Below are 24,290 nucleotides of genomic sequence, written 5' to 3'. Positions count from 1 at the left end.
GGCGGCCGGTTCCCTGGCCGGTGGTCCCTGAGCGGGCGGCGGACGGGCGGGCGGTCTCGGGGCGGCCCGGGAACGGGCGCAGCGGGATGACGCGGGCGTGGTTCGGCGCTTGTTCGCTCACCTTCCCAGCCTAAAAGCGTTGGACGGCATGGGAAGGGATCAGCATTCTGCCCTGGGTGGAATCGCGGAGGCGGAGGGTGTGGACATCATGGCGCTGAGGGACACGTTCGACGAGGACGCGGAGCTGTACGCCCGGGCGCGGCCCACATATCCGCCCGGCCTGGTCGCCGAGTTGGCCCGCACGGCCGGTCTGGGGCCCGGGCGCCATGTCCTGGAGGTGGCGCCCGGCACCGGTCAGCTCACGCTGCCGCTCGCCGAGTTGGGGTGTCGGATCACGGCTGTGGAGCTGGGCCCCGACATGGCCGCCGTGGCCCGTCGGCGGCTGCGGGAGTTCCCCCAAGTCTCCGTACAGGTGGCGGACTTCGACGAGTGGCCCCTGCCGGCCGAGCCCTTCGACCTGGTGGTGTGCGCGACCGCCTGGCACTGGCTCGACCCGGCGACGCGGGTGGAGAAGGCCGCGGACGCGCTGGCGCCCGGCGGCCTGCTCGGCGTCGTCGTCACGGATCATGTGGCGGGCGGCACCACGGAGTTCTTCCACCGGTCGCAGCGGTGCTACGAGCGCTGGGACCCGGCCACGCCGCCCGGTCTGCTGCTGAAGGAGGCGGCCGAGATCCCCACGCGGACCGAGGAGTTCGAGCAGTGCCCGCGCTTCGAGAACGTCGCGGTGACCCGGTACTTCCAGGAGATCACGTACACCACCGACGCGTACCTGGACGTGCTGCTCACGTACTCCAACCACCGCGCCCTGGACGCGGGGCGCCGGGAGGGCCTGCTGGGCTGCATCCGGGAGCTGATCGACTCCGGCTACGACGGCCGTGTCACAAAGCGCTACCTGCACGATCTGATCACGGCCACCCGCACCGAATCTTCACGAGTGGATCTGTGACGTCCGTCATAGTCGCACGCCGGGGCCGCACGCCACACGCGCCTTCCACCGGCTTCTCACATCCCGGCACCGCGCCGGGGGCATGGTATTCGCTACCCCGGGTACGCGCTGGGTGAGGACCGGCGGGTCGCCCGCCGGTGAAGCCATGACGTGGGACGTGGGAGAGGACATGGACACCGCCGTGACCGGGTCGGAGGCACAGCTCGTCGAGAGGACCGCCGGGACCAGCACGGGTGACGGACCGCTGCCGGGGGTCGTGGACCCGCGGAGCGTCGCTCCGCGTGACGCGCGGGAGCTGTCCCGCCAGTTCTTCCAGCGCCTAACGGAGCTCGAGGAAGGCACACACGAGTACCAGTACGCGCGCAACACGCTGATCGAGATGAACATGTCCCTCGTGCGGTTCGCCGCCGGCCGGTTCCGCGGTCGCGGCGACGACATGGAGGACATCGTCCAGACCGGCATGATCGGCCTGATCAAGGCCATCGACCGGTTCGAGCTCTCGCGTGAGGTCGAGTTCACCTCCTTCGCGCTGCCGTACATAGTCGGCGAGATCAAGCGGTTCTTCCGGGACACCACCTGGGCGGTGCACGTGCCGCGGCGGCTGCAGGAGCTGCGGGTGGAGCTGGCCAAGGCGCGCGAGGAGCTGGCCAGCCGACTGGACCGGGAGCCGACCGTGGCGGAGCTCGCCACCTTGATGAACCTCTCCGAGAACGAGGTCATCGAGGGCCAGATCGCCTCCAACGGCTACAACTCCTCCTCGCTGGACGCCGCCCTCACCGGCGACGGACCCGAGCACGGCGAGTCGGTGCTCGCCGACTTCATCGGTGTCGAGGAGCACGGCCTGCGGCTGGTCGAGGACTTCCACTCGCTCGCGCCGCTGATGGCCGAGCTCAGCGACCGGGACCGGCAGATCCTCCATCTGCGGTTCGTGGAGGAGGCCACCCAGGCGGAGATCGGCGAACAGCTGGGCTGTTCGCAGATGCATGTGTCCCGGCTGATCAAGCGGATCATCGCGCGGTTGCGCGAGGGCATGTTGGGCGAGCTGGGCTGCGCCTGAGGACCAGGAGAGGACCAGGCAGAGGGGTGGCCGGCGGGACGGCCGCGGCGGTCACCTCTCGCCGAGTCTGAGAGTCGCGGTGACCCGCTTGCCGACCGGTACCCGCTCGGCGGTCACCTCCGCCGCCAGCGCGTGCACGATCTCCAGGCCGTGCCGGCCCACCCGCTGCGGGTCCTTCGGGAACCGCAGGGGCAGCGCGGCGCTGCTGTCGTAGACGGACACGGTCACGGCGGCGTCCGTGCCCTCCAGGTCCAGGATGTACGGCCCGTTGCTGTGCCGGTCGGCGTTGGTGACCAGCTCGCTCACCACCAGGAGCACCTCGTCGTCGGCCCGGGCGCCGATCTCGGCACACCACTCGGTCCTGAGCTGGTCGAGGAAGTGCGCGGCGAAGTGCCGGGCCTCGGCGATGCATCCCGGTTCGCCCGTGTAGTGGGCGGCCCGCCGGAGTGGGTCGACGGGCACATCGAAACCAGTCGGTATCACTGCCCCGTCCAGGTGCTCGATCATGCGTTTCTCTCTCGGAAGCCGGACTGTCCGGACGCTGCTGCACCAGTGCTCGTACCCCGAGTGAAGCGCCGCAGTCCCCAAAACGGGTCGTGTCGGTCACACCGACGGTGACGTCACGTCCGGGGCATCGGGTGCGGGGGTGCCGAGTGAGGACTGGTCTTCCGGGGTGTCTCCCTGCGTCGTCGCCGGTTCGACGGTCTCCAGTTCGGGGGCCACCGGCGCGGAGCTCGGCGTGGGCGAGGACGGGCCGGCGGACGTCGGCGGACACGGGCTCGCCGAACCGGTGGGTGTTCCGGTGGGCGTTCCGGTGGCCGTGGAGACACACGGGGCCGGGGAGGACGGGCCGGTGGGCGGCGACGTCGGTGTCGTGGGGGCCGTCGGCGTCGTCACGGTCACGGACGGCGAGGGTTTCACCGGCGGGACGGTGTGCTGGTCCTTGTGTCCCGTGTCGCCCCGGTGGCGGGCGATCCACTCGTTCTCGTCGGGGTCGTAGATCACGAAGACGTTGACGACCGTGATCGACGGCGCGACCACGACCACGTTCGAGGGCCGGTACGACGCCCATCGGTCGCCGGTCTGCCTCGGTGTGGTCTGCTGGGCGACCGGCGGGGTGAGCGGGTTGCCGCAGGCGCAGCGGACGCGGGGCACACCGTGGCCGTCGACGAGGACGGCGGTGCCGGCCTGGAGGACGGCCTGGTAGCTGGTGGCGGCGCCGTCGCGGTAGCCGTGGTTGGTGACGCGGGTGTCCATGCGCAGCTGCACGGGGGTGAGCGCGCGCAGGTAGGCGGGGACACCGGACGGCCGGACGCCGGCGACGGAGGCGAAGGCGCTGTTCTTCGCGGGGGCCGCGTGGAGGGCCTTGACCTGGGCCTCCACGTCACAGCTGGAGACGTTGCGGGTGCCGCCGTAGAGGCCGGGCGCCCCGCCGTCGACGCCCCGTACCGCGTTGGTGGGGGCCGACTCGGTCGCCGGGGAGGCGGAGACGGGCGGGGCGGAGCTGTCCTTCGCGGTGGATTCGGTGAAGGGCTCGGGGCCGGTCTTGGAGGCGGCCTGGAGGAAGACCTCGCCGCCCTTGGCGGTGCCGCCGCCTCCGCCCCCGCCGCCGTCGGAGCGGCTGAAGACGAGCGCCAGCACCACGGCGGCCACGACCGCGGTGGCCAGGACGGCGACCCTCGGCACGGACCGCCACCAGGGGCGGTGCGGTTCCGGCGAGGGCGTCCCGCCGCTGCTGCCCGGCGGCTGCGAAGGCGGTCCCGAGGGCGGCTGGGAGGGACCCGACAGCGGACCTGAGGGCGGTCCGGTGGGCCGGCCGGAGGACGGAGGTTCGGAGCTCACGAGCCCTTCTTCCCGACGTGGGACTCTGCGGCTTTTCTACCTTTACGCCGCTTTTATCCACGACGATTCCATTGTGTGCTCCGGTCCCGTGCCGCTCGCAAGCCGACGCGGACGGCCCTCCCGGCGGGCGGGGCCCCCGGGCGCTGCTTAGCGTGGGCAGGGTGAGCCCGAGAACCCGCTCCGCCCAGGCCGTTGCCCCGCACGGATGGGTACAGGCCGCCGTCACCGTGCTGTCCGGACTGCTCGTCATGGGCGTGACCGCGGCCCTGGGGCTGTGGGCGGCCGGGGCGGCGGACCTGCCCGACGGGGCGTTTCCCCGGGTCGTCGCGGCGACGGTCGTCACGGCGGTGGGCGGCACCATCGAACTCTCCGGGAACGCCGGCGGCCTCGCCGACACCCGGGCCGGTCTGACGGTGATCCCGCTGTCGGTCACACTGGCCGGTGCTCTCGTCGTCGCGGCCGCCTTTCTCCGGCCGTTGCGGCACCGCGCGGTCGCGAGCGCCACGGAACTGGCGGGCTGGGCGGCGCGGGTCGCCGTGCTGTGGCTCCTCGGCCTGATCGCCCTCGCCCTGGGTGCCCGCCAGACCTTCACGCTCTCCCTCGGCGAGAGCGCGCTCTCCGACCTCGGCGACCTCTTCGGGGTGACGCCGAAGGTCGGCTTCAAGACGGACGTCCCGCTGACCCTGCTGTTCGGCCTGCTCTGGCTGGCCGGGGTGCTGGTGCTGGCGCTGCTGGTCTCGCGCGGGGCACCGCTGCCGGGCCGGCTGCTGCGCTTCCAGGCGTCGGTGCGGCCGGCGGCGTACGCGATGGTCGTGCTCCTGCTCGCCTGTGTGGCCCTGGGCATCGTCGTCGCCCTGGTCGTGGCCGTGACGCGCGGTCACGCGGTGGAGACCCTGGCCGTGATCCTTCTCGGCCTGCCGAACCTGGTCTGGCTGGCGTTGACGCTGGGCCTCGGCGCCACCTGGAAAGGCCGGGTGGAGGGCCCGTTCGGGCTGCCGATGCCGCACGTCCTGGACGAGGTGCTGCGCTCGAAGGACACCGCCACACTGAACCTGTCGACCCTCGCCGACTACGACAGCCGGGTGTGGTGGCTGGTGGCCGTCGATGCGGTCCTGCTGCTTGCCGCCGCTTTCGTGATGGCGGCCCGCTCCCCGGCCGGGATGCGCGCCTGGCAGCACGCCCTGCACCTGGCGGTGGCACTCGCACTCACGGTCCTGATGATCTGCCTGCTCGGCCGCATCACCGCCCACTACGGTCTGTCGGTCCTCGGCATCGGCGACCTCGGCGGCGACCTGGGCGGGGAGCTGTTCCTCGAACCCGAGGTGTGGTCCGCCGTCGGACTGGGAGCCCTGTGGGGTCTGGTCGCGGGATTCCTGGGCGGGTTGCTGGCGCGGCCGGTGCGGCGGCGGGGCGAGACGGACGCGGCTAGCCGCCCCTGAAGACCGGTCGGGCCCACGGCGGCGGCTGTTTCGGGCCGGCCATCGCGGAGTCCGCGACGCGCAGGGCGACCTGCGTCGGTGGATGGCCGGCCGGGCGGCCGCCGGTCATGGCCGTGCGCAGGGCGGAGACGAAGGTGAGGCAGGTGCCGTACCGGTCGTCGGGGCTCTTCGCGAGGGACTTGGCGAAGACGGTGTCGGCGCGCGGCGGGAGATCGGGGCGGGACTCGGTCAGCGGGGGCGGTTCGTCGTACTGGTGGGCCCAGAGCAGGGCCATGTCGTCGTCGCGGCGGAACGGCGGGCGGCCCGCGAGGGCCTCGTAGACGACGCAGGCGAAGCCGTAGACATCGCAGCGGCCGTCGACGGGCTTGCCGGAGATCTGCTCGGGGGCCACGTAGTCGAGCGTGCCGACGAACTGGCCGACCGTGGTGAAGCCGGTCAGCGACAGCGACTTCTTCGTCAGCCCGAAGTCGGTGAGGTAGGCGTGCTCGGGGTGGTCGCTGTCGGTGCCGCGGGCGATCAGGATGTTGCCGGGTTTCACGTCCCGGTGGACCAGCCCGTGGTCATGGGCCTCGTCCAGCGCGGAGGCGATCTGGGCGGCGATCCGCAGAGCGGGCTCGGGCGCCAGCGGGCCCCGGCGGTCCAGGAGATGACGCAGGTCGCTGCCCTCGACGTAACGCATGGCGATGTACAGGACACCGTCCGTCTCGCCCGCCTCGAAGACGGGGACGATGTGCGGATGGTCGATCGCGGCGGCGGCCCGCGACTCGAAGGTGAAGCGGCGGCGGAAGGTGTCGTTGCGGGCGAGTTCGGGGGCGAGGAGCTTGAGGGCGACCGTGCGGTCCAGGCGCATGTCGTGGGCCCGGTAGACGACGGCCATGCCGCCGCGGCCGATCTCCCGCTCGATGCGGTAGCCGGCGATCTGCCGGCCGATCAGCTCGGAGGGCCGGCCGGAGAAGAGGCTGGTGTCACGGGCCATCGGGCGTCACGACCTGGGTGGCGGCGTGCCCGGGGTCCCCCGCCGCGGCCCGCGGCCCTTCCTCGGCGGCGTAGGTGCTCAGCCGGGTGCCGTCGGCGTAGACCCAGCGGCCGTGCTGGGCGTCGTACAGCCAGACCGACTCCCCGTCGACGACCACGCCGATCCGCAGGCCCCGGGTGTGGCTCTGGAAGGCCTCGGCGTCCAGAGCGCCGCCGGCCAGTTCCTCGACCGCGGACCGGTAGCGCGTGAGCGTCTCCTCGGCGCGGGCGAGCAGGGGGCGGGGGTCGGCGGTGCGGGCGAGCGGGGCGTCCGCGACGGGCGGGTCCTTGGGTACGGCGACCAGGAAGCGGCCGTCGACCCAGGCCGACCAGCCGTTGGCGCACAGGACGTGTCCCCAGTCGCCGCGCCGCTCCAGGAGCTGCACCGGCAGCAGCGGGTCCAGGGGCACGGTGGGACGGGTGGGGTCGGGGCCTTCCCAGGCGGGCATGCCGTGCTGGGGGACGACGTGGGTGGGCCGGAAGCCGGGGGTGGTCATCACGACTTCCGCAGGACGGCCGGTTCGTGGCGGCGCAGCAGGCGGGAGACGACGTACCCGAAGAGCGCGGACAGGACGACGAGCATCCCGACGTTGAGCAGCCACACCTTCGCCGAGTGCCGGAACAGCGGATCGGTGGTCAGTTCGCCGGGCACGATCCGGGCGAGGCCCACCGTGCCGGCCATCGCCCCCAGGGCCCAGCGCGAGGGCACCAGCCAGGACAGCTGCTCCAGGCCCGGCACGCCGTCGAGTTTCAGCAGGGCTCCGCAGAACACGACTTGGACGATGGCGAGCAGCACCAGCAGCGGCATCGTCACCTCCTCCTTGCGGACCAGCGCGGAGATCAGCAGGCCGAGCATCATCGCCGTGAATGCCAACAGGGCGACGGCGACGGTGATTTCGGCAAGGGGTGGCATCAACACGCCTTCGCCGCCGGGCGCGTTGAGGTCGACGCCGAGAAGGGCGACCAGGGTGAGGACCACGGCCTGCAGGACGGTGACCGTGCCCAGGACGACGATCTTCGACATCAGGTAGGCCGATCTGGACAGGCCGACGGCTCTCTCGCGCTGGTAGATGGTGCGTTCCTTGACCAGTTCGCGCACCGCGTTGGCCGCCCCGGTCAGCACTCCGCCGACGCACAGGATCAGCAGCGCGTTCATCGCCGTCTCCTGGGTCAGCTTGCTGCCGGCCAGGGCACGGGCCATGGCGCCCATCACGAACGGCAGCGCGATCATGATGACGAGGAAGGTGCGGTCGGCGCTGAGGGCGGTGGCGTAGCGGCGGATCAGGGTGCCGAGCTGGGCGCCGCGGCTGCGCGGCCTGGGCGGTGGGGTGATCACGACAGGCCCGGAGCGCGGCACCCGGGGCTGGCCGGAGGCCTCGGTGACGTACTGCCGCTGGAAGAGAGAGGCGCGGAACTCCCCCGCCCAGTCCCGGTCCTGGTCCCGCTCGAAGGCCTCGAACGCCTCGGGCCACTGCTCGTAGCCGAAGTAGGCGAGGGTGTCCTCGGGCGGTCCGTAGTAGGCGATCCGTCCGCCGGGCGCGAGGACGAGAAGCCGGTCGCAGACGTCGAGGCTGAGGACGCTGTGGGTGACCACGATGACGGTCCGGCCGTCGTCGGCGAGACCGCGCAGCATGTGCATCACCGAGCGGTCCATGCCGGGATCGAGGCCCGAGGTCGGCTCGTCGAGGAAGAGCAGCGAGGGCTTGGTGAGCAGTTCCAGGGCGACGCTGACGCGCTTGCGCTGGCCGCCGGAGAGGCTGTGCACGGGCTGGTCGGCGCGCTGGCGCAGGCCCAGTTCGTCGATGACCTCCTCGACCCGCGCCTGCCGCTCGGCCTTGGCGGTGTCCTGCGGGAAGCGCAGTTCGGCGGCGTAGGTGAGGGCGGCGCGGACGGTGAGCTGGGCGTGCAGGATGTCGTCCTGCGGGACCAGGCCGATCCGCTGGCGCAGCTCGGCGTAGTCGCGGTAGAGGTCGCGGCCGTCGTACAGGACCGTGCCGTGGTCGGCGGGGCGCTGGCCGGTGAGGGCGCCGAGGAGGGTGGACTTGCCGGCGCCGCTCGGGCCGACCACCGCGAGCAGGCACTTCTCCCCCACCGGGAACGACACGTGGTCGAGGAGCGTCTTGCGGCCGCGGTCGACGGCGACGCTCAGGTCCTGCACGTCGAGGGAGACCTCGCCGGTGTCGACGTACTCCTGCAACTGGTCGCCGACCAGGCAGAACGCCGAGTGGCCGATGCCGACGACGTCACCGGGGCCGAGCAGGGCGCGGGTGACGGGACTGCCGTTGAGGTAGGTGCCGTTGTGGCTGCCGACGTCGACGATCTCGTACGTGCCGTCGGGGTGGGCGCGCAGTTCGGCGTGCCGGCGGGAGACGACGAGGTCGTCGATGACCAGGTCGTTGTCGTCGGCGCGGCCGATGCGGACCGTGCGGGTGGGCAGCGGGCGGACCGTGGTGGGCTGCCGGAAGGTGCCGGTGAGGCCCGGCATCGAGACGGCCACCGCCGACGGGCGTTCCGGGGCGACGAGGACCGCGCGCGGCCCGTCGGAGGGGCTGCCGAAGCGGATCACGCAGCCCGGGCCGACGTCCCGTTCCTGGATGCGCAGGCCGTCGGCGTAGGTGCCGTTGGTGCTGTGCTCGTCCGCCAGCGTCCAGTGGTCGGCCTCGGGCCGCAGCACCGCGTGGTGCCAGGAGACCCGGGCGTCGTCGATCACGATGTCGCTCAGGGGGTCGCGTCCGACGTGGTAGTCGTGGCCCGGGCTCATCACGGTGGAGCCCGCCTCGGTCTCCAGGACGAGTTCGGGCGCAGTCGGCGCGCTGGGCCGCTCTGCCATGCCGAAATTCTATCGATTGGTCCTGGTGTGCGCCTTTTCTGGGAGGCGCCTCAGCCGACGGAGACGACCAGTGCCGGGATCGTCCGCTGCATGCGCAGGGCGTCCACCGACTCGGCGAGGAGTTCGTACTCGGTGGTGTCGTCGCTGGTGGCGATGCGGATCAGCCGCCCGGCCGCCAACTCCTCGGCGACCAGCTCCTGTTGGGTGGCGTCTCCGCACCAGGAGCGGAGCACGGCGGGCACGTCGGGCACGGAGGGGCCGACCGGGACGAGCGCGCTCGGCGGGATACGGCTGATCTCGGGCTGCGGGTCGAGGCGCTCGGCGATCCATGACGCCCGGTCCCGTAACCACCACAGGGCGAGGGCGAGGGTGGGGGCCCGGTAGCTGCCCAGCGGTACGCCGATGCGCTGCCCTCCGCAGGTTCCGTACGCGGTGACATGGCACAGGAATTCGTCGTGCACGTTCACTCCCCCGGTGCGTAGTGCGCCTGTCGGCTTGCCTCGCTTTCGATGCGGCTCCGGACTTACGGTCACGCGGCTCATGTGCGGTGTGTGATCACATCCTTGCTGGATGTGAATGCCCTTTCAGTTGAGTATGTTCACTGCTGAAACACTGTCACCACGACTTTTTGGCCACTCTCCTGGCATATTCACCAGGGGAGTTGGCCGAAACGCGGCGGGCGTCGATTACCCGCGGAGTAATCGACGGGCCCACGGCACGGCGGGCAAGGTTGCGGTACCGGGTCACCGAGAGCGGGGCCCGGGTCCTGACCAGCAGATACGACCTCGACGGAGGCTGATCCCGCATGTCCGCGAACACCGAGCGTTACGAGAGTGCCGTCGCACGTTACTTCGAGGCCTGGAACGCCGTCGACCGGGAGGCCCTGACGAAGGCGGTGGCGGCCGCCTGGGCCGCCGACGGCAGCTACACCGACCCCCTGGCCGACGTCAGCGGCCACGAGCAGATCGCCGCGGTGATCGCGGCGGCACACGAGCAGTTCCCGGGGTTCGTCTTCCGGCAGACGGGAGTCGTGGACGGCCATCACGACACCGCGCGCTTCTCCTGGGAGCTGGTGAACGAGGCCGACGGCTCCGCGCCGGTGGCCGGATCCGACGTCATCACGCTGGACGAACAGGGCCGCATCCGCTCGGTGCTGGGGTTCCTGGACCGGGTGCCGGCCGGGGCGTGATGAGTTTCCGCGCTCGCGGTGGTCTCTTGTAGAAGAGGCCACTGCGAGCGAGAGGCGGACGTCATGACCGCGAAGATCGACCGGCAGTTCACCGCGAAGCTGGTCAAGAGCCCGAGCGAGGGTGGCTGGACCTATCTGGTCTGGCCTGAGTCCGTCGCCTTCTTCGGCACCCGCGGCCTGGTCAAGGTCAGCGGGACGATCGACGGACATCCGTTCCGCAGTTCCTTCATGGCCCTGGGCGACGGCCGGCACAAGCTGCCGGTGAAGGCCGAGGTGCGCAGGGCCATCGGGAAGGGCGAGGGCGACACGGTCACCGTGCATCTGGAGGTGCGGATCGACTCCTAGCGGCCTCGCGGTAGCGCCGGGGCGAGATCCCCACGGACCGCTTGAAGGCGTTGCTGAAGGCGCTTTCGGAGGTGTAGCCCACCGAACGGGCGAGCGCCGCGATCGGGACCGTGTCCTGGCGCAGGGCTCGGGCGGCCAGGCTCATGCGCCAGTCGAGCAGGTACGTCAGGGGCGGCACCCCGGCCGCCTCCTTGAACCGTGCGGCGAAGGTGGTGCGGGACATCGCGGCCGCCCGGGCGAGTTCCCCGAGCTGCCAGGGGTGTCCCGGGTCGCCGTGCATCAGACGCAGGGCCGGGGCGAGCCGCTCGTCGGCCAGCGCGCGCAGCCAGCCGGGCGGCAGCCCGTCGGACTCGCTGAGGCAGACCCGCAGGACCTGCACGAACATCAGCTGCGCGAGCTGGTCCGAGGCGAACTCGGCACCGGCCCGGCGCATCTTCATCTCCGTCACCAGCCGACCGGTGAGCCAGCGCAGCACCGGCGCCTCGGCCGCGTCGGCCCGTACGTGGATCAGCTCGGGCAGCGCCCGGCGCAGCAGCTCCCCGCTGTCCCGGCTCAGGTCGATGTGCCCGGAGACGCAGGCGACGTCCTCGTCCTCACTCCGGCCCAGCCGCGCCATGCGCGTCCCTGGCTCCATGGGGACGTCACCGGAGTCCACCGGTTCGACGCCGAGCGCACTGCACAGCACGTACGACTGCCGCCCGTCGGAGACGACCACGTCCCCCTCGGACAGCTTCACCGGCTCCCCGCCCGCCTCGCGGACCAGCAGACAGCCGCCCCGCACCACGGCGTTCACCTTGAGCTTGTCGCGTCCGCGCAGCCGGATCGCCCAGGCGCCGCCGGCCGTGAAGCCGCCGGAGAACACACTGCGGGCGTCGGCCACCGCGAGGGCGTCGGAAAGCGGATCCACTGACATGCCCGGACTATCGCGCAAGTAATGCGGATTCTCAAGCATTCATCGTACGGATCCTCGCTTCTACGTTGGTCTGGTCGGCTCACGTTGAGGAGATACGCACCATGACCACCGCACAGCACCCCCTGCCCTCCGGCTTCGGCGCCGCGACCACCGCGGAGGAGGTGATCAAGGGGATAGACCTGACCGGCAGGGTCGCGATCGTCACCGGCGGCTACTCCGGCATCGGCCTGGAGACGGCCCGGGTCCTGCACGGCGCGGGCGCCGAGGTCGTCGTACCGGCCCGGGACCTGGAACGGGCCCGGGCGGCGCTGAAGGAGCTGCCCGGGGTCGAGGTCGAGCGGCTGGACCTGCTGGACCCGGCCTCGGTCGACGCCTTCGCGAAGACGTTCCTGGCGTCCGGGCGTCCCCTGCACATCCTGGTCAACAGCGCCGGGATCATGGCGACCCCGCTGACCCGGGACGCGCGCGGCTACGAGGCGCAGTTCGCCACCAACCACCTGGGGCACTTCCAGCTGGTGGCCCGGCTCTGGCCCGCCCTGGCCGCGGCCGAGGGCGCACGGGTGGTGGCGGTGTCCTCACGGGGCTTCCGCTTCGGCGGCGTCGACTTCGACGACCTGCACTTCGAGCACCGGCCCTACGAGCCCTTCGCCGCCTACGGCCAGTCGAAGACGGCCAACGCGCTCTTCGCCGTGGAACTCGACCGGCGCGGAAAGGACCAGGGCGTACGTGCCTTCTCCGTGCACCCGGGCACGATCATCGACACCGGGCTCGCCAAGCACGTCTCCGCGGAGGTGATCGAGGCGGCCGGCGTCTACGACGAGCACGGCCGGCCCGTGCGGGATCCCGCCCGCCAGCTCAAGTCGGTTCCGCAGGGGGCGGCCACGAGCGTGTGGTGCGCCACCAGCCCGCAACTGGCCGGGCTGGGCGGCGTCTACTGCGAGAACTGCGACGTCAGCCCGCTCGTGGCCGAGGCGGACGAGCCCGCCTGGCGCGCCGGGGCGGAGACGCCAGGCGTGCTGCCTTACGTCGTCGACCCGGCGGCGGCCGCCCGCCTCTGGGAGGTCAGCGAGCGCCTCACGGCCTGACGATCGCGTCGATGCGGGCCAGTTCCTCCGCGTCGAAGTCCAGGTTGGCGATCGTGCCGACGCTGTCCTCGATCTGCTGCGGGCTGCTCGCGCCGACGAGGGCGGAGGTGACGCGGCCGCCGCGCAGCACCCAGGCCAGTGCCAGCTGGGCCAGGGTCTGGCCGCGGGACTTGGCGATGTCGTTCAGCTCGCGCAGCTGGGCGACCAGGTCCTCGGTGAGGGCGTCGGAGTTGAGGAAGGGGCTGTCGCTCGCGGCCCGCGAGTCCTCGGGGATGCCGTCGAGGTAGCGGCCGGTGAGCAGGCCCTGCTCCAGCGGGGAGAAGACGATGGAGCCCACCTGGAGCTCGTCCAGGGCGTCCAGCAGGCCCTCGTCCTCGGGGCGCCGGTCGAGCATCGAGTAGCGCGGCTGGTGGATGAGGAGCGGGGTGCCCAGCTCGCCCAGGATGCGGGCGGCCTCGCGGGTCTGCTCGGCGGAGTAGTTGGAGATGCCGACGTAGAGCGCCTTGCCCTGCTGCACCGCGGAGTGCAGGGCGCCCATCGTCTCCTCCAGCGGAGTCTCCGGGTCGGGGCGGTGCGAGTAGAAGATGTCGACGTAGTCCAGGCCCATCCGCGCGAGGCTCTGGTCCAGCGAGGACAGCAGGTACTTGCGGGAGCCCCACTCGCCGTACGGGCCGGGCCACATCAGATAGCCGGCCTTGGTGGAGATGATCAGCTCGTCGCGGTACGCCGCGAGGTCGGACTTCAGGGCCTCGCCGAAGGCGGACTCGGCGGCACCGGGGGGCGGGCCGTAGTTGTTGGCCAGGTCGAAGTGGGTGACGCCGAGGTCGAAGGCGCGGCGCAGGATGGCACGCTGGGTCTCGACGGTGCGGTCCGCCGGGCCGAAGTTGTGCCACAGGCCGAGCGAGATCGCGGGAAGCTTCAGGCCGCTGCGTCCGGTGCGCCGGTAGGGCATCTCCGCGTAGCGGTCGGGGTGTGCGGTGTACAACGCGACTCCAGAGGGGTTGGCACGGTTTCCCGAGAGCCCCGGTCACCTGAGATCCGCGGCTCTCTACCGGCACCCACTCTTTCGCGACCTGGGGGCATTGGTCCAACAGAAGAATCCGATGGAATTCAGCGGGCGGGTTTCTGAGTAGGCTTCCGCGTCATGGAACTCCGCCATCTCCAGCACTTCGTCGCGGTCGCCGAGGACCAGCACTTCACCCGGGCCGCCGAGCGGCTGCTGGTGTCCCAGTCCGGCCTGTCGGCCTCGATCCGGGCGCTGGAGCGGGAGCTGCAGACCCCGCTGTTCGTGCGCACGACCAGGCGGGTGACGCTCACCCCGGCCGGGCGGGCGCTGCTCGGTGAGGCGGAGCGCATCCTGGCGCAGGTCCGGTCGGCCCACGAGGCGGTGGCCGCGGTGCAGGGGGTGCTGCGCGGGATGCTCGCGCTCGGCTCCGAGCAGTGCATCGCCGGGGTGTACGTGGCGGGGCTGCTCGCCTCGTTCCGGCGCCGGCATCCGGACGTCGAGATCTGTCTGCGGCAGGCCGGGTCCGGCGCGCTCGCGGAGGAGGTCGCGGCCGGCCGGCTGGACCTGGCCTTCGCGGTGCGCACGGCACAGGAGGACACCGATCAGCTGCGCGTCGTACCGCTGGCCGCCGAGCCGATGACCGTCCTGTGCCATCCCGACCACCGGCTCGCCCGCGCCGCGGCCGCCGTGACCCCGGAGGACCTCGGCGGCGAGGTCTTCGTCGACTTCCACCCGGACTGGGGCCCGCGCCGCACCACCGACGCCGCGTTCGCCGCCGCGGGCGTACGGCGGGCGGTCGCGCTGGAGGTGAACGACGTGCACAGCCTGCTGGACCTGGTGGACGAGAACCTCGGCGTGGCCGTCGTACCGCGCCACTTCCGGCACAAGCGCCCGTCGCTGACCGCACTGCCCATGAAGGGCACCGGGGAGGCCGTGTACGAGACCGTCGCGCTGCTGCCGCCCGAACAGGCCACCAGCCCGGCCGCCCGGGCCCTGATGGCGCTGCTGGAAACAGGGGGCGTAGGTACACCCCAGGAGGGGGCCCACCCCTCCTGACCGGGCCCGTTCCCCACCGCAGACTCATGAGCATCCACTCACGACAACTGCGGTCAGGAGTACGGGAGATGACGGACCACACACGACGGACGGTACTGCGCGGGGCGGCGGCCGTCGCGGCGGCGGGGGGACTGGCCGGGGCGGGGGCAAGGGCGGCGGTCGCCGCGCCCCAGACGCCGAAGACGCACCGATTTCCCTTCCTGGAAGGCGCGTTCAAGCCGGTCACGGAGGAACTCACGGCCTTCGACCTGCCGGTGACCGGACGCATTCCGCGCGAGCTGAACGGCCGCTATCTGCGCAACGGCCCCAACGTCCTGGGACTCGAGGACCCGCGCGCCCACCACTGGATGCTCGGCGACGGCATGGTGCACGGCGTCCGGCTGCGCGACGGCCGTGCCGAGTGGTACCGCAACCGCTGGGTGCGCTCCTCCCAGGTGGCGAAGAAGCTGGGCGAGCCCTACCCGGGCCCGGTGCCGCCGGACGACTTCCCCTGCAACACCCATGTGATCCCGTACCGGGGACGCATCCTCACGCTCCAGGAGAGCGGCCCGCTGCCGTACGAACTCGACGACGAGCTCAACACCGTGGGGACGTACGACTTCCGGGGCACCCTGAAGGGGCCGCTCACCGCGCACACCAAGTTCGACGTCCACGCCGGTGAACTGCACGCCATCGCCTACTACCCGACCTGGGACCACGTACGGCACCTGGTCATCGACCCGACGGGCCGGGTGTCGCGTACGACCAGGATCCCGGTCGCGGACGCGCCGATGATCCACGACTTCGCCCTCACCGAGCACCACGTGATCATCCTCGACATGCCGGTCACCTTCGACCCGGCGGGCGCAGAGCGCGGCGACATCGTCCCGTACGTCTGGAACGACAAGCACCCGGCGCGGGTGGGAGTGCTGCCGCGCAAGGGCGGCACGGTGCGCTGGTTCGAGGTCGACCCGGTCTACTACTCGCACACCCTCAATGCCTACGAGGAGGGGTCGGAGATCGTCGTCGACATGACGAACTTCGACGCGCCGTTCTTCGTCGCCGGCAACGGCTCGGGCGGCCCCTACGGGGCGAGCACACCCCGGCTCGACCGCTGGACGATCGACCTGCGCCACGGCCGGGTACGGACCCGCACCCTCGACGACCGGCCGCAGGAATTCCCGCGCGTCAACGAGGCGTTGGTGTCCCGCCGGCACCGTTACGGCTACTCGGCGGCGTCCGCCGAGATGGCGCAGGCCTATATGACGGTCGACGGCAACCCGCCCGACCGGGCGTTCAGCAACGCGCTCATCAAGCAGGACCTGCTGCGCGGCACCACCCAGGTGCACCGGCTGCCGCGCGGCGCGGCGGCGAGCGAGGCCGTGTTCGTGCCGCGCGAGCACAGCAGCGCCGAGGACGACGGGTACGCGATCGCCTACGTCCACAACCCCGATCGCGGGGCGTCCGACCTGGTGATCCTCGCCGCCCAGGACTTCACCGGTGAGCCGGTGGCCCGCATCCATCTGCCCGGGCGGGTGCCGCTCGGTTTCCACGGGAGCTGGATTCCGGACGCGTGAGGCGCCCGGGTGCGCGATGGTGGAGGGCATGCATGCAAAGGACATCCTCATCGACGGTTTCAGCCGTATCCAGGAAGAAGTCCACGCCGCCGTCGAGGGCCTGACCCCCGACGACCTCAACCATCGCCCGACCCCCGACGCCAACTCCGTCACCTGGCTCGTCTGGCACCTCACCCGCGTCCAGGACGACCACGTGGCCGACGCCTTCGGGCTCGACCAGGTGTGGCTGACCCAGGACTGGGAGAAGCGGTTCGGCCTCGACCTGCCGCCCCGCGACCACGGGTACGGCCACACCTCCGCGCAGGTCGCGAAGGTGCGGGTCGACTCCGCCGAGCTGCTCACCGGCTACTACGACGCCGTCCACGCGCAGAGCCTGGAGGCCCTGCGCGGGGTGACCGCGGCGGACCTGGAGCGGATCGTGGACACGCGCTGGGATCCGCCGGTCACGCTCGGCGTACGGCTGGTCAGCGTCCTGTCCGACGATCTCCAGCACGTCGGACAGGCCGCCTACCTCCGCGGACTGCGTCAGAGCGCGTAGCCCGGCAGGACGACGTCCTCGATGAGGGCCCTGCGCTCGTCGAACGGGATGAAGGCGCTCTTGAGGGCGTTGACCGTGACCGTGCGCAGGTCCTCGACCGTCCAGCCCGCCTGCTCGACCAGCAGGGTCATCTCGCGGGTCATGGTCGTGCCCGACACCAGCCGGTTGTCGGTGTTGAGCGTGACGCGGAAGCCCAGGTCCTTCAGGGCCGTGATCGGGTGCTCGGCGATCGACGTGGCGGCACCGGTCTGGAGGTTGGAGGTCGGGCACATCTCCAGGGCGATCCGGCGGTCCCGCACCCAGCTCGCCAGGCGGCCGAGCTTGCCGTCGACGATGTCCTCGGTGAGGCGGACGCCGTGGCCGATGCGCTGGGCGCCGCACACCTGGACGGCCTGGTGGATGCTGGGCAGGCCGTGGGCCTCACCGGCGTGGATGGTGAACGGCACGCTCTCGCGGCGCAGGTGCTCGAAGGCGGCGAGGTGGTCGGCGGGCGGGAAGCCGTCCTCGGCGCCGGCGATGTCGAAGCCGACGACGCCGGCGTCGCGGAAGGCGACGGCGAGGTCGGCCGCCTCGGCGACGCGGTCGAACATCCGCATGCCGCAGAGCAGGGTGCCGACGCGGACCGGTGTCCCAGCGGCGGCCGCCTTGGTCATACCGGCGGCGAGGCCCTCCTGGACGGTCTCCACGACCTCGCTCATGGCGAGCCCGCCCCGGGTGTTCAGTTCGGGGGCGTAGCGGACCTCGCCGTACACCACGCCGTCCGCGGCCAGGTCGAGGACGTACTCCTCGGCGGTGCGCAGCAGGCCCTCGCGGGTCTGCATCACGGCGAGGGTGTGCTCGAAGGTGGCGATGTAGCGGACCAGGTCACCGGAGTTCGCGGCCTCGTAGTACCAGGCGGCGAGCTCGTCGGGGTCGGTGGTGGGCAGGGTGTGGCCGGCCTCCGCCGCGAGCTCGATCACGGTGGCGGGGCGCAGGCCGCCGTCGAGGTGGTCGTGGAGGACGGCCTTGGGGAGGCGGCGGATCACATCGGCGTCTACGCGCGTAGCAGTCATGGCGGGTCTTTCCTGGGGAGCGTGGGTGGAACGACGGGCGGAGGGGCAGGCGGCCGGGTGGGGCGGGAGGGTGTCAGGCGGTGTCAGGCGGCGGGCTGGAGGAGGTCCCAGCGGTTGCCGTACAGGTCCTGGAAGACGGCGACCGAGCCGTAGGACTCGTGGCGGGGCTCCTCCAGGAAGGTCACGCCGGCGGCCAGCATCCGGGCGTGATCGCGGGCGAAGTCGTCGGTGTGCAGGAAGAAGCCGACGCGCCCGCCGGTCTGGTCGCCGAGGCGGGCACGCTGGGCGTCGTCCTTGGCTCGGGCGAGCAGCAGACCGGTGCCGCCGCCCGTTTCCGTGCCGGGCTCCACGACGACCCACCGGGAGCCGTCGGGACGCGGGGTGTCCTCGACGAGCCGGAAGCCGAGGGCCTCGGTGTAGAAGCGGATCGCCTCGTCGTAATCGTCGACGACGAGGGTGACCAGGGCGATGCGTCTCATCGTGGCCTTTCGGGGCGCGGGATTAGCCGGAGAGGTTATACGTAAAACTTCGCGGACGCCAGTCCGGTTCCCTAGGCGGGTGCGAGTCCGGGTTCCCGGCGGGGGTCGAAGGGCGTCGCCGGTGGGGGTCGGCGGAGCGGGGCTGGAGGGCGTCACCGGCGGAGCGGGCCGAAGGTGTCACGGGCGAGGCGGAACTGAAGGGCGTGGGCGGCGGGCGGCGCCCGGGTCGGCCGGTGGGGGCTGAGCGGTATAGCCGGCGGGGCGGGGCCCGGTCGGACCGTGGCCCTACGACCGCCGACCGATGCGGGGTGCCGTGGAACCCGTTAGCGTCCCCGACATGAAGATCGACAAGCAGCCCCGCGACCCCGCACAGCGCAAGCAGGACGCTCTCGCCCGGCTGGAGCGGGAGATGGACGTCTGGGTGGCCACGGCGGACGCCGACGGGGTGCCCTGCCTGGTCCCCCTCTGGTTCCTGTGGGACGGCGAGGCGCTGTGGCTGGCGACGCGGCTGAAGACACCGACCGGCCGCAATCTGCGGAATGCCGGGCGGGCCCGGCTGGCGCTCGGGGACACGCAGGACGTCGTGCTCGTCGACGGTGAGGTGGAGATGTTCGCGTCGGACACCGTGCCCTCGGCCGCCGCGGAGGGGTTCCTGGCGAAGACCGGCTGGGATCCACGGACGGACAGCCTGCCGTACGTCTGGTTCCGGGTGCGTCCGCGCACGGTGCAGGCGCGCAACGGTGTGCACGAGATGCGGGGCCGATATCTCATGCGGGACGGCGACTGGGTCGTGTGAGGCATACCGCCGTTCGACATTTCGTGTGCGCACGGGAGTTACCTGAGAGTAATCCCCGGTGGTTGGATGTGCGGCGCCACTCAACCCCCTTCACCCTCAGGGAGATCCAGTGACGACCTTCGCACCGCGCCGCACCCTGGGCGCGACCGCACTCGCAGCCGCCCTCGCGGCCACCGCCGCACCCCCCGCGACGGCCGCCGAACCGACCCCGCCCGTACGGGTGTTGACGTACAACACGTTTCTTTTCAGCAAGGCCCTCTACCCGAACTGGGGCCAGGACCACCGTGCCGCCGAGATCGCCAAGGCGGGCTTCTTCCACGGGAACGACGTCGTGGTGCTCCAGGAGGCGTTCGACAACTCCTCGTCGGACGCGCTGAAGAGAGCCGCCGCGGGCGAGTACCCGTACCAGACGCCGGTCGTCGGGCGGACGAAGGACGGCTGGGACGCCACCGGCGGTGCCTACTCGGCGACGACGCCGGAGGACGGCGGGGTCACTGTGCTCAGCAAGTGGCCGGTCCTGCGCAAGGAGCAGTACGTCTACAAGGACGCGTGCGGTGCGGACTGGTGGTCGAACAAGGGCTTCGCGTACGTGGTGTTGAACGTCAACGGCAGCAAGGTGCACGTCGTCGGCACGCACGCCCAGTCGACCGACCCCGGCTGCGACGCGGGCGAGGCTGCTGCCATGCGGAGCCGGCAGTTCAAGGCGATCGACGCCTTCCTCGACGCCAAGAACATCCCCGCGGGCGAACAGGTCCTGGTCACCGGTGACATGAACGTCGACTCGCGCTCGCCCGAGTACGCCTCGATGCTGGCGGACGGCGGCCTGGTGGGCGCCGACGCCCGCACCGGGCACCCGTACTCCTTCGACACCCAGGACAACTCCATCGCCCACGACCGCTATCCGGACGACCCGCGCGAGGATCTGGACTACGTCCTGTACCGCACGGGTCATGTCCGGCCGCCGGTCTGGAAGAACGAGGTCGTCAAGGAGGCGTCGGCGCCTTGGACGGTGTCAAGCTGGGGCACCGACTACACCTACACGAACCTGTCCGACCACTATCCCGTGGTCGGGTACGGGGGCTGATCAGTCTCCCTGTGTGTGCAAGGAGTTGAGGCGGGACAGCTCGTCCTCGGTGAGGCGGATGGCGGCCGCCGCCACGTTCTCGGTCAGGTGGTCGGGGTTGCCGGTGCCGGGGATGGCGAGGAGGTGCGGGCCCTGGTGCAAGGTCCAGGCGATACGGATCTGGGCGGGGCTCGCACCGTGCGCCCGCGCGACGGCGAGCACTTCGGCGTCGTGGTCCGCGGTGGCACCGTGCTCGCCGGCGTCACCGGCCACCGCGTAGAACGGGACGTAGGCGATGCCCTGTTCACCGCAGATGCGCAGCAGTTCGTCGGGGTGGTCCAGGGCATAGCGGTTCTGCACGCTGACCACGGGAGCGATGGCCTGGGCCTCGGCGAGATGGTGGGGTTTGACGGCGGAGAGGCCGAGGTGGCGGATCAGGCCGGCCTCGCGCAGTGCGGCCAGGGCGCCGAAATGCTCGGCGACGGAGTCCTGGCCCATGCGGCGCAGGTAGACCAGGTCGAGGTGGTCGCGGCCCAACTGCCGCAGGTTCTCCTCGACATGGCCGCGCAGGTCCTCGGGGCGGGCGGAGGTGCCCCACTCCCCCGTCCAGTCACGGAAGGGGCCGACCTTGGTGGCGATGGCGAGGTCGTCGGCGTACGGCGCGAGCGCGGTGTTGATGAGTTCGTTGGCGGAGCGCAGGGCGGAGAAGTAGAAGGCGGCGGTGTCGATGTGGTTGACGCCGAGCTCGATCGCCCTGCGCAGCACGGTGATCGCCTGGCGCCGGTCGCTCGGTGTGCCGTGGTGGAAGGCGGCGCTGCCCGTCACCCGCATCGCGCCGTAGCCGAGGCGGTTGACGGGCAGGTCGCCGAGTTTCCAGGTGCCCGCGGCGTCCGCGGTGATCGTTTCGGAGGTCATCAGCGGAGTGTCACACAGGGTTCGCGGGTGGACGAACCCTTTGCCGACTCATGGGTCAGCCGCTCGGGTCAGCCGTCCCAGGACCAGTCCGCCACCTCCGGCAGATCCGTGCCGTGCTCGCGGATCCAGTCGTGGTGGCGCAGCCGGGTGTCCTCCATCTCCTGGCGTACGGCGGTGGCGCGGACGGCGAGGCCGGGGACACGGTCGATGACGTCCATGACGAGGCGGTAGCGGTCGAGGTCGTTGCGGACGACCATGTCGAAGGGGGTCGTCGTGGTGCCGATCTCCTTGTAGCCGCGGACGTGCAACTGGGCGTGGCCGGTGCGGCGGTAGGCGAGGCGGTGGATCAGCCAGGGGTAGCCGTGGTAGGCGAAGATCACCGGCTTGTCCCGGGTGAAGAGGCCGTCGTACTCGAAGTCGCTCATCCCGTGCGGGTGTTCCTCGCCCGGCAGCAGCCGGGCGATGTCGACGACGTTCACGACACGCACGGCGAGGTCGGGAAGGTGACGGCGGAGCAACTGGGCGGCGGCCAGCACCTCTTGGGTGGGGACGTCGCCCGCGCAGGCCAGCACCACGTCGGGTTCGCGGGTGCCGTCCTCGGTGCCCGCCCAGTCCCAGGCGCCGAGTCCGCGGGCGCAGTGGAGACGGGCCTGGTCCATGGACAGCCAGTCGTAGCAGGGCTGTTTGCCGGCGACGACGACGTTGACGTAGTCGCGGCTGCGCAGCACGTGGTCGGCGACGGAGAGCAGGGTGTTGGCGTCCGGCGGCAGGTAGACGCGGACCGCCTCGGGGCTCTTGTTGAGGATGTGGTCGACGAAGCCGGGGTCCTGGTGGGAGAAGCCGTTGTGGTCCTGGCGCCAGACGTGCGAGGTGAGCAGGTAGTTGAGGGAGGCGATGGGGGCGCGCCAGGGCAGTCGGCGGGTCACGCGCAGCCATTTGATGTGCTGGTTGACCATCGAGTCGACGATGTGGACGAAGGCCTCGTAGCAGGAGAACAGTCCGTGCCGGCCGGTGAGAAGGTAGCCCTCCAGCCAACCCTGGCAGGTGTGTTCGGAGAGGATCTCCATCACCCGGCCGTGCCGGTCGAGGTGTTCGTCGACGTCGAGGGTGCCGGCCTGCCAGGCCTTGCCGCTGGCGGCGTAGACGGCCTGGAGGCGGTTGGAGGCGGTCTCGTCGGGGCCGACCAGTCGGAAGTCTCGGCGGTCGGAAGTGGCTTGCATGACGTGCTCGAGCAACTCACCCAGGACGCGGGTGGGTTCGTGGAGAGTGGCGCCGGGTTTGTCGACGGACACGGCGAACCGGTCCAGGGGCGGCAGGGGCAACGACCGCAGGAGGAGGCCTCCGTTGGCGTGCGGGGTGGCGCCGAGCCGGTGCGGTCCGTCGGGGACGTGGGTGAGGAGATGGGGGTGCGGGCGGCCCTGGTCGTCGAAGAGTTCCTCCGGGCGGTAGGAACGCAGCCAGGTCTCCAACTCCCTGAGGTGTTCTGGGTTGTCGCGCACGGCGGACAGCGGGACCTGGTGGGAACGCCAGGTGCCGGCGACGGGCAGGCCGTCGACCTCGGCGGGGCCGGTCCAGCCCTTCGGGGTGCGCAGCACGATCACCGGCCAGCGGGGGCGTTCGGCGGCGTCCTGCTCGCGGGCGGCGTGCTGGATCGCGGCGATGCGGTCGAGTGCGGTGTCGAGGGCCTCGGCCATGGCGCGATGGACGGTGGCCGGGTCGTCGCCGGTGACGTGGAGCGGGTCGTGGCCGTATCCCCTGAGCAGGGCGTCGAGTTCGTCCTCGGGGATGCGGGCGAGGACGGTCGGGTTGGCGATCTTGTAGCCGTTGAGGTGGAGGATCGGCAGGACGGCGCCGTCGTGGACGGGGTCGAGGAACTTGTTGGAGTGCCAGGACGCGGCCAGCGGGCCCGTCTCGGCCTCGCCGTCGCCGATGACGCAGGCGACGAGCAGGTCGGGGTTGTCGAGTGCGGCGCCGTAGGCGTGCGAGAGGGAGTAGCCGAGTTCGCCGCCCTCGTGGATCGAGCCGGGCGTCTCGGGGGCGACGTGGCTGGGGACGCCGCCGGGGAACGAGAACTGCTTGAACAGCCGGGCCATGCCCTGCGCGTCCCGGGTGACGTCGGGGTACGTCTCGCTGTAGGAGCCCTCCAGCCAGGCGTTGGCGAGGACGGCGGGGCCGCCGTGTCCGGGACCCCAGATGCACAGGGCGTCCAGATCGCGGGCCTTGATCACCCGGTTGAGGTGGGTGTGGACGAGGTTGAGGCCGGGTGACGTGCCCCAGTGACCGAGGAGTCGCGGCTTGACGTGCTCCGGGCGCAGCGGCTCGGTCAGCAGGGGGTTGGCCATGAGGTAGATCTGGCCGACGGCGAGGTAGTTCGCCGCGCGCCAGTGGGCGTCCAGGGAGGTCAGCTCCTCATCCGTGAGTACGCCGGGCTGCTGCCGGGTGGCGGCGGACATGGATTCCCCTTCCGGTCGGTGTCGGGGTACGGCGGGCGCGTGCGGGTGGCGATGTCCGGATCCACCCTGTCCCGCCGCGCCGGGTACCCGACAGGGCCGACCGGGCTACATGAAGACGGGCCGACGGGTCCACCCGGGAGGCAAGCGGACGCCGTGGGCGCTGCGCGCGGCCGGTGATGACGTGGCCTGACCGGGTGACGACAGGCCACGGTGAGGCCGGGACGGGGCGAGGCCAGGCGGCAGTCAGGCCGGGACGGGGTGACTCCAGCGGCAGTCGGGACGGGACAGGTGAGGCCAGAAGGGGTCGGAGCGGACCGGGGTGGGATCGGACCGGGGTGGGACCGGACTGGGGCCGGAACAGACTGGGGCGAAACCAGACCGGGGCCGGAACAGACCGGGGCGAAACCAGACCGAGGTCGGACCAAACCGGGGCGAAACCAGACCGAGTTCGGACCAGACCGCGGCGAAACCAGACCGGCACGACGCCCGCACCCGCCTCACCGTCTCAGCCCGACAACCCGCACCCGCACCCGCGCCCCGCCGCAGCCCAGCGGCCAACACCCGCGCTCCCGCCACGCCCCGACGGCCCACACCGCCCCACCGTCTCAGCCCGACGGCCCACACCGCCTCACCGTCTCAGCCCGACGGCCCTCACC

23 protein-coding genes are annotated in these 24,290 nt (G+C 71.6%); 11 read left to right on the top strand and 12 right to left on the bottom strand.

The window, feature by feature from the left end; genetic code table 11:
- Positions 1-208: 208 nt before the first annotated feature.
- Positions 209-1,006, top strand: coding sequence for a class I SAM-dependent methyltransferase (locus ACFUO4_RS27235; RefSeq protein WP_383489551.1), 798 nt, complete (start codon positions 209-211; stop codon positions 1,004-1,006).
- Between the two features lie 169 nt (positions 1,007-1,175).
- On the top strand, positions 1,176-2,063 hold the full coding sequence (locus tag ACFUO4_RS27230) for an RNA polymerase sigma factor SigF (RefSeq protein ID WP_383489548.1): 888 nt from the start codon (positions 1,176-1,178) through the stop codon (positions 2,061-2,063).
- 51 nt (positions 2,064-2,114) lie between these two features.
- Here ACFUO4_RS27230 and ACFUO4_RS27225 read toward each other — a convergent pair whose 3' ends face one another.
- Both ACFUO4_RS27225 and ACFUO4_RS27220 read right to left on the bottom strand, forming a co-directional pair.
- Entirely contained in the window at positions 2,115-2,570 is a 456-nt protein-coding gene (locus ACFUO4_RS27225) for an ATP-binding protein (RefSeq protein ID WP_383489545.1), read from the bottom strand.
- Between the two features lie 96 nt (positions 2,571-2,666).
- Positions 2,667-3,905: a DUF6777 domain-containing protein gene (locus ACFUO4_RS27220; protein ID WP_383489542.1), complete on the bottom strand. Its 1,239-nt coding sequence runs from the start codon at positions 3,903-3,905 to the stop codon at positions 2,667-2,669.
- Positions 3,906-4,066: 161 nt separating this feature from the next.
- Here ACFUO4_RS27220 and ACFUO4_RS27215 point away from each other — a divergent pair, with 161 nt between their 5' ends.
- The gene (locus ACFUO4_RS27215; protein ID WP_383489539.1) at positions 4,067-5,344 is read left to right on the top strand and encodes a streptophobe family protein; all 1,278 of its coding nucleotides are present in this window, start codon (positions 4,067-4,069) and stop codon (positions 5,342-5,344) included.
- Here ACFUO4_RS27215 and ACFUO4_RS27210 read toward each other — a convergent pair.
- Genes ACFUO4_RS27210 through ACFUO4_RS27195 form a run of 4 tightly spaced genes read right to left on the bottom strand, consistent with a single transcriptional unit; the run spans position 5,331 to position 9,649 of the window.
- Positions 5,331-6,320: a serine/threonine-protein kinase gene (locus ACFUO4_RS27210; protein WP_383489536.1), complete on the bottom strand. Its 990-nt coding sequence runs from the start codon at positions 6,318-6,320 to the stop codon at positions 5,331-5,333. The two genes, ACFUO4_RS27215 and ACFUO4_RS27210, sit on opposite strands and share 14 nt — an antisense overlap.
- The gene (locus ACFUO4_RS27205) at positions 6,310-6,855 is read right to left on the bottom strand and encodes a hypothetical protein (protein ID WP_383489533.1); all 546 of its coding nucleotides are present in this window, start codon (positions 6,853-6,855) and stop codon (positions 6,310-6,312) included. The genes ACFUO4_RS27210 and ACFUO4_RS27205 overlap by 11 nt, the downstream gene beginning before the upstream one ends.
- On the bottom strand, positions 6,855-9,188 hold the full coding sequence (locus ACFUO4_RS27200) for an FHA domain-containing protein (protein WP_383489530.1): 2,334 nt from the start codon (positions 9,186-9,188) through the stop codon (positions 6,855-6,857). The genes ACFUO4_RS27205 and ACFUO4_RS27200 overlap by 1 nt, the downstream gene beginning before the upstream one ends.
- Positions 9,189-9,238: 50 nt before the next feature.
- Positions 9,239-9,649, bottom strand: coding sequence for a hypothetical protein (locus tag ACFUO4_RS27195; RefSeq protein WP_383489527.1), 411 nt, complete (start codon positions 9,647-9,649; stop codon positions 9,239-9,241).
- 344 nt (positions 9,650-9,993) lie between these two features.
- On the opposite strand from ACFUO4_RS27195, the gene ACFUO4_RS27190 reads away from it, so the two are divergent.
- Positions 9,994-10,377 (top strand): nuclear transport factor 2 family protein, encoded by a 384-nt coding sequence (locus tag ACFUO4_RS27190; protein ID WP_383489524.1) that lies wholly within the window; start codon positions 9,994-9,996, stop codon positions 10,375-10,377.
- Between the two features lie 63 nt (positions 10,378-10,440).
- Positions 10,441-10,722 (top strand): DUF1905 domain-containing protein, encoded by a 282-nt coding sequence (locus ACFUO4_RS27185; protein WP_383489521.1) that lies wholly within the window; start codon positions 10,441-10,443, stop codon positions 10,720-10,722.
- Here ACFUO4_RS27185 and ACFUO4_RS27180 read toward each other — a convergent pair.
- The gene (locus ACFUO4_RS27180) at positions 10,688-11,635 is read right to left on the bottom strand and encodes a cupin domain-containing protein (RefSeq protein WP_383489518.1); all 948 of its coding nucleotides are present in this window, start codon (positions 11,633-11,635) and stop codon (positions 10,688-10,690) included. The genes ACFUO4_RS27185 and ACFUO4_RS27180 overlap by 35 nt on opposite strands.
- A 101-nt stretch (positions 11,636-11,736) precedes the next feature.
- Here ACFUO4_RS27180 and ACFUO4_RS27175 point away from each other — a divergent pair, with 101 nt between their 5' ends.
- Positions 11,737-12,720, top strand: a complete 984-nt coding sequence (locus ACFUO4_RS27175) for an oxidoreductase (protein ID WP_383489515.1) — start codon at positions 11,737-11,739, stop codon at positions 12,718-12,720.
- On the opposite strand, the gene mgrA is transcribed toward ACFUO4_RS27175, so the two are convergent.
- The gene (mgrA, locus tag ACFUO4_RS27170; protein ID WP_383489512.1) at positions 12,710-13,705 is read right to left on the bottom strand and encodes an L-glyceraldehyde 3-phosphate reductase; all 996 of its coding nucleotides are present in this window, start codon (positions 13,703-13,705) and stop codon (positions 12,710-12,712) included. The genes ACFUO4_RS27175 and mgrA overlap by 11 nt on opposite strands.
- A gap of 159 nt (positions 13,706-13,864) precedes the next feature.
- Here mgrA and ACFUO4_RS27165 point away from each other — a divergent pair, with 159 nt between their 5' ends.
- The 3 genes from ACFUO4_RS27165 (at position 13,865) to ACFUO4_RS27155 (ending at position 16,876) form a co-directional block, all read left to right on the top strand.
- The gene (locus ACFUO4_RS27165) at positions 13,865-14,782 is read left to right on the top strand and encodes a LysR family transcriptional regulator (RefSeq protein WP_383489510.1); all 918 of its coding nucleotides are present in this window, start codon (positions 13,865-13,867) and stop codon (positions 14,780-14,782) included.
- A 68-nt stretch (positions 14,783-14,850) separates the two neighbouring features.
- The gene (locus ACFUO4_RS27160; RefSeq protein WP_383489507.1) at positions 14,851-16,338 is read left to right on the top strand and encodes a carotenoid oxygenase family protein; all 1,488 of its coding nucleotides are present in this window, start codon (positions 14,851-14,853) and stop codon (positions 16,336-16,338) included.
- A 28-nt stretch (positions 16,339-16,366) separates the two neighbouring features.
- Complete coding sequence (locus ACFUO4_RS27155) at positions 16,367-16,876, top strand: DinB family protein (protein WP_383489504.1); 510 nt, start codon at positions 16,367-16,369, stop codon at positions 16,874-16,876.
- Here ACFUO4_RS27155 and ACFUO4_RS27150 read toward each other — a convergent pair.
- Positions 16,864-17,928 (bottom strand): adenosine deaminase, encoded by a 1,065-nt coding sequence (locus ACFUO4_RS27150; RefSeq protein WP_383489501.1) that lies wholly within the window; start codon positions 17,926-17,928, stop codon positions 16,864-16,866. The genes ACFUO4_RS27155 and ACFUO4_RS27150 overlap by 13 nt on opposite strands.
- An 83-nt stretch (positions 17,929-18,011) precedes the next feature.
- Positions 18,012-18,407: a VOC family protein gene (locus ACFUO4_RS27145; RefSeq protein ID WP_383489498.1), complete on the bottom strand. Its 396-nt coding sequence runs from the start codon at positions 18,405-18,407 to the stop codon at positions 18,012-18,014.
- 337 nt (positions 18,408-18,744) lie between these two features.
- On the opposite strand from ACFUO4_RS27145, the gene ACFUO4_RS27140 reads away from it, so the two are divergent.
- Both ACFUO4_RS27140 and sph read left to right on the top strand, forming a co-directional pair.
- Positions 18,745-19,203: a pyridoxamine 5'-phosphate oxidase family protein gene (locus ACFUO4_RS27140; protein ID WP_383489495.1), complete on the top strand. Its 459-nt coding sequence runs from the start codon at positions 18,745-18,747 to the stop codon at positions 19,201-19,203.
- Between the two features lie 109 nt (positions 19,204-19,312).
- Positions 19,313-20,287, top strand: coding sequence for a sphingomyelin phosphodiesterase (gene sph, locus ACFUO4_RS27135; RefSeq protein WP_383489492.1), 975 nt, complete (start codon positions 19,313-19,315; stop codon positions 20,285-20,287).
- On the opposite strand, the gene ACFUO4_RS27130 is transcribed toward sph, so the two are convergent.
- Both ACFUO4_RS27130 and ACFUO4_RS27125 read right to left on the bottom strand, forming a co-directional pair.
- Positions 20,288-21,181 carry an aldo/keto reductase gene (locus ACFUO4_RS27130; RefSeq protein ID WP_383489489.1) on the bottom strand — a complete coding sequence of 298 codons (894 nt, stop codon included), beginning with the start codon at positions 21,179-21,181 and terminating at the stop codon, positions 20,288-20,290.
- A gap of 68 nt (positions 21,182-21,249) precedes the next feature.
- Positions 21,250-23,634, bottom strand: a complete 2,385-nt coding sequence (locus ACFUO4_RS27125; RefSeq protein WP_383489486.1) for a phosphoketolase — start codon at positions 23,632-23,634, stop codon at positions 21,250-21,252.
- Positions 23,635-24,290: the final 656 nt, after the last annotated feature.

The organism is Streptomyces sp. NPDC057280 (assembly GCF_042668605.1).
GTDB lineage: Bacteria > Actinomycetota > Actinomycetes > Streptomycetales > Streptomycetaceae > Streptomyces.
The sequence above is the reverse complement of the archived record's forward strand: the minus strand, read 5'-3'. Positions and strand labels throughout refer to the sequence as shown.